The sequence below is a fragment of the Rubrimonas sp. genome (genome assembly GCF_036788415.1).
Lineage (GTDB): Bacteria > Pseudomonadota > Alphaproteobacteria > Rhodobacterales > Rhodobacteraceae > Rubrimonas.
On record NZ_DAIQNN010000112.1, the window covers coordinates 1 to 7487 of the forward strand.

At 69.5% G+C, this 7487-nt stretch carries 10 protein-coding genes; 9 read left to right on the plus strand and 1 reads right to left on the minus strand.

What is annotated here, in order from left to right:
• The 5 genes from V7Q31_RS16085 to V7Q31_RS16105 form a co-directional block, all read left to right on the plus strand.
• Positions 1 to 911: S1 RNA-binding domain-containing protein (locus V7Q31_RS16085; RefSeq protein WP_333834875.1), on the plus strand; the 911-nt coding region annotated here is incomplete at its 5' end.
• Positions 912 to 939: 28 nt separating this feature from the next.
• The gene (sppA, locus tag V7Q31_RS16090; protein ID WP_333834876.1) at positions 940 to 1845 is read left to right on the plus strand and encodes a signal peptide peptidase SppA; all 906 of its coding nucleotides are present in this window, start codon (positions 940 to 942) and stop codon (positions 1843 to 1845) included.
• Between the two features lie 108 nt (positions 1846 to 1953).
• Entirely contained in the window at positions 1954 to 2253 is a 300-nt protein-coding gene (locus V7Q31_RS16095) for an integration host factor subunit beta (RefSeq protein ID WP_333834877.1), read from the plus strand.
• Between the two features lie 105 nt (positions 2254 to 2358).
• A complete protein-coding gene (locus tag V7Q31_RS16100; RefSeq protein WP_333834878.1) occupies positions 2359 to 2706 on the plus strand; it encodes a lipopolysaccharide assembly protein LapA domain-containing protein in 348 nt (115 codons plus the stop codon).
• A 20-nt stretch (positions 2707 to 2726) separates the two neighbouring features.
• Positions 2727 to 3383 carry a phosphoribosylanthranilate isomerase gene (locus V7Q31_RS16105; RefSeq protein WP_333834879.1) on the plus strand — a complete coding sequence of 219 codons (657 nt, stop codon included), beginning with the start codon at positions 2727 to 2729 and terminating at the stop codon, positions 3381 to 3383.
• Here V7Q31_RS16105 and V7Q31_RS16110 read toward each other — a convergent pair.
• On the minus strand, positions 3353 to 3784 hold the full coding sequence (locus V7Q31_RS16110) for a YqaA family protein (protein ID WP_333834880.1): 432 nt from the start codon (positions 3782 to 3784) through the stop codon (positions 3353 to 3355). The two genes, V7Q31_RS16105 and V7Q31_RS16110, sit on opposite strands and share 31 nt — an antisense overlap.
• 74 nt (positions 3785 to 3858) lie before the next feature.
• Between V7Q31_RS16110 and V7Q31_RS16115 the strand changes: the two genes are divergently transcribed.
• The 4 genes from V7Q31_RS16115 to V7Q31_RS16130 all read left to right on the plus strand — a co-directional run.
• Complete coding sequence (locus V7Q31_RS16115; RefSeq protein WP_333834881.1) at positions 3859 to 4473, plus strand: MOSC domain-containing protein; 615 nt, start codon at positions 3859 to 3861, stop codon at positions 4471 to 4473.
• A 53-nt stretch (positions 4474 to 4526) separates the two neighbouring features.
• Complete coding sequence (locus V7Q31_RS16120) at positions 4527 to 5516, plus strand: aspartate carbamoyltransferase catalytic subunit (RefSeq protein WP_442976692.1); 990 nt, start codon at positions 4527 to 4529, stop codon at positions 5514 to 5516.
• Complete coding sequence (locus V7Q31_RS16125) at positions 5513 to 6523, plus strand: DUF4268 domain-containing protein (RefSeq protein WP_333834883.1); 1011 nt, start codon at positions 5513 to 5515, stop codon at positions 6521 to 6523. Before V7Q31_RS16120 ends, V7Q31_RS16125 begins: the two co-directional genes overlap by 4 nt.
• On the plus strand, positions 6520 to 7487 hold a 968-nt coding region (locus V7Q31_RS16130; protein ID WP_333834884.1), incomplete at its 3' end, for a dihydroorotase. The genes V7Q31_RS16125 and V7Q31_RS16130, both read left to right, overlap by 4 nt.

Here is a 7487-nt window from a genome sequence, read left to right on the forward strand (position 1 = left end):
GCCTCGGCATGAAGCAGCTGATGTCCGACCCGTGGGACGGCGTCGCCGCCAAGTATCCGGTCGGCAGCAAGTGGACCGGCCGCGTCACCAACATCACCGATTACGGCGCGTTCGTGGAGCTGGAGGCGGGCGTCGAGGGTCTGGTCCATGTCTCCGAGATGAGCTGGACCAAGAAGGACGTGCATCCCGGCAAGATCGTCTCGACCTCGCAGGAAGTCGACGTCATGGTGCTGGAGGTGGACAGCCAGAAGCGCCGCGTCTCGCTCGGCATCAAGCAGTGCGTCGGCAATCCCTGGGAGACCTTCGCCGAGACTCACCCCGTCGGCGCGAAAGTCGAGGGCGAAGTCAAGAACATCACCGAATTCGGCCTGTTCATCGGGCTCGACGGCGACATCGACGGCATGGTGCACCTCTCCGATCTCGACTGGAGCAAGTCGGGGGAAGAGGCGATCCGCGACTACAAGAAGGGCGACATGGTCGAGGCCAAGGTCCTCAACGTCGACGTCGCCAACCGCCGCATCTCGCTCGGCGTCAAGCAGCTCGACGGCGATCCGATGGACGCCGCCGCGGCGCAGGGCCTCAAGAAGAACGGCATCGTCACCTGCGCGGTCACGGCGGTCGAGGATGGCGGCATCGAAGTCGAGGTCGAGGGGATGAAGGGCTTCATCCGCCGCTCCGACCTGTCGCGCGACCGGCAGGACCAGCGCCCCGAGCGCTTCTCGGTCGGCGACAAGGTGGATGCGCGCGTGCTGAACGTGGACCGCGCCGCCCGCCGCGTCTCGCTCTCGATCAAGGCGCTGCAGATCGCCGAGGAGAAGGAAGCGGTGGCGCAGTACGGCTCGTCCGACAGCGGCGCCTCGCTCGGCGACATCCTCGGCGCGGCGCTGAAGGAGCGGGCGGGCGGCGAGTGAGCCTCGCGCTCTCGCTCCTGGCCTCGCGATGAGCGACTCGGCCGATCACATCGCAGCGCGCCGGCGGCTCCGCCGGCGCGTCGCCTTCTGGAGGATCGCGGCGATCCTCGCGCTCTGCGCCGCCATCGGGGCGGCGGGCTGGCGCTTCGCGCCCGAGCGCGACCATGTCGCCCGCGTCGAGATCCTCGGCGTCATCTTCGACGATCCGGTGCGCGACGACCTGTTGCGCGAGATCGCCGAGGACGAGAACGCCCGCGCCCTGCTGGTGCGCATCGACAGCCCCGGCGGGTCGGTGGCGGGCTCGGAGGCTCTTTTCGCGGCGCTGCGCGATGTTGCCGAGGCGAAACCGGTCGTCGCGGTGATGGGAGAGGTGGCGGCCTCGGGCGGCTACATCGCGGCGCTCGCCGCCGACCATGTCGTCGCGCGCGGCGGCACGATCACCGGCTCGATCGGCGTCGTCGCGGAATATCCCAATGTCGAGGAACTGCTCGGCATGATCGGCGTCGAGGTGTCGCGGGTCGCGAGCGCGCCCCTCAAGGCCGAGCCCTCGCCCTTCCGCGCCCCCACCGAGGAAGCCATCGCCGCCCAGCGCCTGCTGATCGAGGACAGCTACGACTGGTTCGTCGCGCTGGTCGCCGAGCGGCGCGGCATGGACGCGGCCCGCGCCCGCGCGCTCGGCGACGGGCGCGTCTACACCGGTCGACAGGCGGTCGAGAACGGGCTGATCGACGAGATCGGCGGCGAGGAGGCGGCGATGCGCTGGCTGCGCGCCGAGCGCGGCGTCCCCGACGACCTTCCCCTGCGCGACCGCCGCCCCGAGGACGGCCCCGCCGAACTCCTCGACCTCGCCTTCGGCGCGCAGGCCGCCGCGCTGCTCGCGCGCTTCGACGCGCATTGGGCGCAACGGCCCCATCTGCGCGCGATCCTGCGATAACCTCCCAAGCGATAACCCCAAGCGTTGACTTGGGAAATTTCGCGTGAGATTGTCTGCGCCCAAAGACGAGGCGTCGCGGCGCGCGTCTGTAGCGGGGGAAAGGGCGCGATGATCAAGTCGGAGCTGATCCAGAAACTCGCCGACGACAACCCGCATCTCTACCAGCGCGACGTCGAACGGATCGTCGCCACGGTGTTCGAGGAGATCACCATGGCGCTGGTGCGCGGCGAGCGCGTCGAGTTGCGCGGATTCGGCGCCTTCTCGGTCAAGGAGCGCGAGGCCAGAATGGGCCGCAACCCGCGCACCGGCGAGTCGGTCCCGGTGCCCGAGAAGCGCGTGCCGTTCTTCAAGACCGGCAAGGAACTGCGAGAGCGCATGAACGGCGGTCGCGACCACGAAGAGGACTGAGATCGCCGCCGCCGCGGCGCCGGGGGCCGCCCGGCCCGCCATGACCAGGGGGCCGAGCGTCCCCGCTGTGAAACGGGCCCCGAAGGGCTCTGAGGGACCATAGCGATGCGACTGATCACCTACGCCCTGCTCGCCCTGTTCGCGATCTTCGTGATCGCGCTGTCGGTGGCCAACCGCCATTACATCGGCGTCAACGCGGCGCCGGACTTCACCGCCTATGGCGCGCCGGCCTCGCCGAGCTTCCAGCTTCCGCTCTATCTGGTGGCGCTCATCTGCGCGGCTGTCGGCTTCATCCTCGGCACGGCGCGCGAGTACATCCGCGAGAGCCGCCTGCGCCGCCGCTCCGCCGACCGCCGCAAGGAGCTTGGGCGGATGCAGCAGGAGATCGAGTCGCTGAAATCCCGCGCCAATCTCGACGAGGATGACGAGATCATCGCGCTCACCTCGCGCTGATCGCCGCCTCGGACGCGCCGATGCGCGTCAAGATCTGCGGCCTGCGCGACCGCGCGGGCCTCGACGGGGCGGTCGCCGCCGGCGCGGCCTATGCCGGTTTCGTGTTTTTCCCGCCCTCGCCCCGCTGCATCGGGTGGGAGGAAGCTGCGGCGCTCGGCGCAGCCGCGCCGCCGGGGCTCTGCAAGGTCGGGCTCGTCGTCGACCCCGACGACGCGACGCTCGACAGGCTCGCGGCCCTGCCGCTCGACATGATCCAGCTTCACGGCGCCGAGACGCCGGAGCGCGCCGCTGCGATCCGAGCCCGCCTCGGCCTGCCGGTGATGAAGGCGGTCGGCGTCTCCTGCCCCGACGACCTCGCGGCCCTCGATCTGTGGGAGAGGGTCGCCGACCAGATCCTCTGCGACGCCAAGCCGCCGAAGAGCGCAACCCGCCCCGGCGGCATGGGCGAACCGTTCGACTGGGGCCTGATCGCGGGGCGGCGCTGGCGCAGGCCATGGTTGCTCGCCGGCGGCCTGACGCCGGAGAACGTCGCCGAGGCGGTCGCGCGCACCGGCGCGGCGCAAGTGGACGTCTCCTCCGGCGTCGAGAGCGCGCCTGGCGTGAAGGACCCCGCGCGCATCGCCGCCTTCTGCGCCGCCGCGCGCCGTCAGCCGAGCGCCCAGGCCACCGCGAGATAGCGCGCCGTCTTGACCGCGCCGACCAGCGCCGTGAACAGCCAGAGCGGCGTGCGCATGACGCCCGCGATCACCGTGAAGCCGTCGCCGAAAGGCGCCCAGCTCAGCAGCAGCGTCCACACGCCCCAGCGCGCGTACCAGCCCTGCGCGCGGGCGAGCTGCGCGTCGGTCATCGGAAACCAGCGCCGGTGGCGGAAATGCTCGATCCATCGCCCCATCGCCCAGTTGACCATCGAGCCCAAAGTGTTGCCGACGCTCGCCACCGCCACGATCAGCCAGACGGGCCCCGCCTCGGCCAGCAGCAGCGCGGCGAAGACGATCTCGGACTGGAACGGCAGGATGGTCGCCGCGCCGAAGGCGGCGGCGAACATGCCGGCGAGGGCGGCGAGGGCGGCGGGGTCCATGGTCTTAAGTACCGGCTGGCGCGGCGGCGCGGCGGGCGCGATGCTCGTCGGGCGGAGCTTGCGAGGGGCACGTCATGGCGATTCTCACACCCACCGATCTGTTCGGCCGCGTCGTCTGGCTCGGGATCGTGCGCGACCGGGCTGTCACTCTGGAGTCGGAGCCTGTCGAAACCATGGCGCTCGACTGGGCCGGTCCGGTCGGGGAATGCCATGGCGGGCTGACGCGGCCCTCCTGCTCGCGCGTGAAGCTGCAATATCCGCGCGGGACCGAAATCCGCAATGCGCGCCAGCTGTCGATGCTGTCGGCGGAGGACCTCGCCGACATCGCCGCCGGTCTCGGCGTCCCGGAGGTTCCGCCGGCCTGGACCGGGGCCAACATCGTCTTCGAGGGGCTGCCGGAGTTCACCATGGTCCCGCCGGGCGCGCGGCTGCTGTTCGAGGGCGGCGCTTCGGTCGCGGTGGACATGGAGAACGGGCCGTGCCGCTTCGTCGCCGAGCGCATCGAGGCGCGCCATCCCGGGCGCGGCATGGCGTTTCCCGAGGTCGCGCGCGGCCGGCGCGGCGTGACGGGATGGGTCGAGAAGACCGGCGAAGTTCGACTCGGCGAGACGGCGCGGCTGCACGTCCCGCCGCAGCGGGTCTACGCGCCGGCGCTGGAGCGGGCGCGCGCGGCCCGAGGCGCCGGCTGAGACGCGGGCCGAGGCGGTCGCGCGCCGCTTGCTCCGCAGGCGCCCGCGCGACTATGGTCGGCGCGCTGCAACCGGAGGGGCGCGTGTTCTCCCATCGCTCATTGCTCGGCGTCGGCGCGCTCTCGCCCGGCGACGTCGTGGAGATCCTCGACCTCGCCGAATCCTATGTCGCGCTGAACCGACGGCGCGAGAAGAAGCAGGCGACGCTGCGCGGGCTCACCCAGATCAACCTGTTCTTCGAGGCGTCCACCCGCACGCAGGCGAGCTTCGAGCTCGCGGGCAAGAGGCTCGGCGCGGACGTGATGAACATGTCGGTCGCCTCATCCTCGGTGAAGAAGGGCGAGACGCTGATCGACACCGCGGTGACGCTCAACGCGATGCACCCCGACATCCTCGTGGTGCGCCATGCGATGAGCGGGGCGGTGGCGCTGCTGGCCGAGAAGGTCAACTGCGCGGTGGTGAACGCCGGCGACGGCGCGCACGAGCACCCGACGCAGGCGCTGCTCGACGCGCTGACGATCCGGCGGCGCAAGGGACGGCTGCAGCGGCTGACCGTGGCGATCTGCGGCGACATCCTGCACAGCCGGGTCGCGCGCTCCAACGTCGCGCTGCTTGACAAGATGGAGAACCGCGTGCGTCTGATCGCGCCGCCGACGCTGCTGCCGCCAGGCGTGGACCGCTGGCGGGTGGAGGTGTTCGACGACATGAAGGCGGGCCTCGAAGGCGCCGACGTGGTGATGATGCTGCGGCTTCAGAGCGAGCGGATGGCCGGCGCCTTCGTCCCCTCGGTCCGCGAGTTCCACCACCGCTTCGGGCTCGACCACGAGAAGCTCGCCGCGGCCAAGCCCGACGCCATCGTGATGCATCCGGGGCCCATGAACCGCGGCGTCGAGATCGACGCGCTGGTGGCCGACGATCTGGAGCGCTCGGTGATCCGCGAACAGGTCGAGATGGGGGTCGCGGTGCGCATGGCGGTGCTCGACCTGCTGGCGCGGCAGATTCCGGGGGAGGGCGGGGCCGCCGAGTCCGGGAGCGCTACATGAAAGCCGAACTTGGAAAGCTGGATCGCGTCCTGAATATCCGAGACGCTTGGCCTCACGAGGAGCGAGACTTTTCTCCTTGGCTCTCAGAGGAAGAGAACCTTTCCGAATTGGCGCTCGCACTCGGATTTGGGCGTGGAGCTTTTCTCCTCGAACAGACCGAGGCGCGCATCGGAGACTTTCGAGCGGATATCATTGCGCGCGTCGGCAGCGACGATGGCGACCGGATCCTGATAGAGAACCAATTCAGCCAGACCAACCACGACCACCTTGGGAAGATTGCGACTTACGCGGCGGGCCTGGATGCAAAGTTCGTGGTGTGGATCGCCGAGCGCATTCGAGAAGAGCATCGAGCTGCACTCGACTGGTTGAATGCGATCAGCGATGACGATCACGGCTTCTTCGGCGTGGAACTGGAGTTATGGCGGATCGGCGACAGCCCGCCGGCGCCGCGCTTCAACGTGGTGTCGCGGCCAAACGATTGGGCGAAAACCGTCGGGGATTTGACAAAATCAATAGGGTCCGTAGGCGAGTTCGGCGGTGACATGCTTGCTTTCTGGACCGCTTTCAAGGAGCAGCTTGCGGGTCGAGGCGGAGCCTTGCGATCACGAAAGCCTGCTCCTCAATCGTGGCAGACCTTTGCAATCGGGCGGACCGGGTTCGAGCTGCAAGCATTCGCGAGTGCGCGTGATAAATACCTGAAAGTGCAGCTCTTCATTTATCGAAAGACGGACGTTCGCGGCTGGAATCCAGATTATTACTACAATTTATTTTTTACCATGAGGGAGGAAATCGAGTCGGAGCTCGGCTTCTCGCCAAAGTGGACTGAAATTGGAGAAGGCAGCGGGTATCACATCAGCATCGAACGACCTCACACCAATCCACTCGATCGACAAAATTGGCAAGATCAGCACGCGTGGCTTGCGGAAAAACTTGAAGCATTTAATCGTGTTTTTCGACCTTTGATCTTGAAGCTCCCAATGTCGCAAACGGATAACCCTCCGGAATGACCACCCTCTTCCGCGACGCCCTCCTCATCGACCCCGAGACCGGCCATGCGCGGCCCGGCGCGCTGCTCGTGATCGGCGACCGGATCGCCGATCTCGCCGAGGGCGCCGCGCCCGGCGCGCCGGAGGGGGCGGAGGTGGTCGCGTGCGGGGGGGCGCCGCTGGCGCCGGGGATCGTCGATCTCGGGGTGACGGTCGGCGAGCCGGGCGCGCGGCACCGCGAGAGCTTCCGCTCGGCGGGGCGGGCGGCGGCGGCGGGCGGCGTGACGACCATGGTCGTGCAGCCCGACACGACGCCCTGCCTTGACGACCCCGCGCTGATCGAGTTCGTCCAGCGTCGCGCCATCGAGGCGGCGGAGGTGCGCGTCCTGGCGCTCGGCGCGCTGACCAAGGGGCTGGAGGGGCGCGAGATGGCCGAACTGGGCCTGCTCGCCGACGCAGGCGCCGTGGCCTTTTCGGACGCGCAGCGCCCGGTTGCGGATGCGCGGGTGTTCCGCCGCTGCCTGTCCTACGCCGACAGTCTCGGCGGCCTCGTGATCCACCACCCGCAGGAGCCGAGCCTCTGCGCGGGAGCCTGCGCGACCGAGACCGAGTTCTCGGGCCGGCTCGGCCTGCCCGGCGCCCCGGCGATGGCCGAGCGCATCCTGCTGGAGCGCGACCTCGCCCTCGTCGAGCTGACCGGCGCGCGCTACCACGCTGACTGCCTGACGACGGCGGGGGCGCTCGCGGCGCTGGCGCGCGCGAAGGATGCGGGGCTGGCGGTTACGGCGGGGGTGTCGGTGCATCACGCCACGCTCAACGATCTCGACATCGGCGGCTGGCGGACCTTCTTCAAGCTCGACCCGCCGCTGCGGCGCGAGGAGGACCGCGAGGCGGTGGCGGACGCGCTCGCCGACGGGCTGATCGACGTTCTGTGCTCGGGCCACATGCCGCAGGACGAGGAGAGCAAGCGCCTGCCCTTCGAGGC

Coding starts and splice junctions, on each gene's coding strand:
- sppA (WP_333834876.1), top strand. CDS start 940: ATGAGCGACTCGGCCGATCACATCGCAGCGCGCCGGCGGCTCCGCCGG.
- V7Q31_RS16095 (WP_333834877.1), top strand. CDS start 1,954: ATGATCAAGTCGGAGCTGATCCAGAAACTCGCCGACGACAACCCGCAT.
- V7Q31_RS16100 (WP_333834878.1), top strand. CDS start 2,359: ATGCGACTGATCACCTACGCCCTGCTCGCCCTGTTCGCGATCTTCGTG.
- V7Q31_RS16105 (WP_333834879.1), top strand. CDS start 2,727: ATGCGCGTCAAGATCTGCGGCCTGCGCGACCGCGCGGGCCTCGACGGG.
- V7Q31_RS16110 (WP_333834880.1), bottom strand. CDS start 3,784: ATGGACCCCGCCGCCCTCGCCGCCCTCGCCGGCATGTTCGCCGCCGCC.
- V7Q31_RS16115 (WP_333834881.1), top strand. CDS start 3,859: ATGGCGATTCTCACACCCACCGATCTGTTCGGCCGCGTCGTCTGGCTC.
- V7Q31_RS16120 (WP_442976692.1), top strand. CDS start 4,527: ATGGTCGGCGCGCTGCAACCGGAGGGGCGCGTGTTCTCCCATCGCTCA.
- V7Q31_RS16125 (WP_333834883.1), top strand. CDS start 5,513: ATGAAAGCCGAACTTGGAAAGCTGGATCGCGTCCTGAATATCCGAGAC.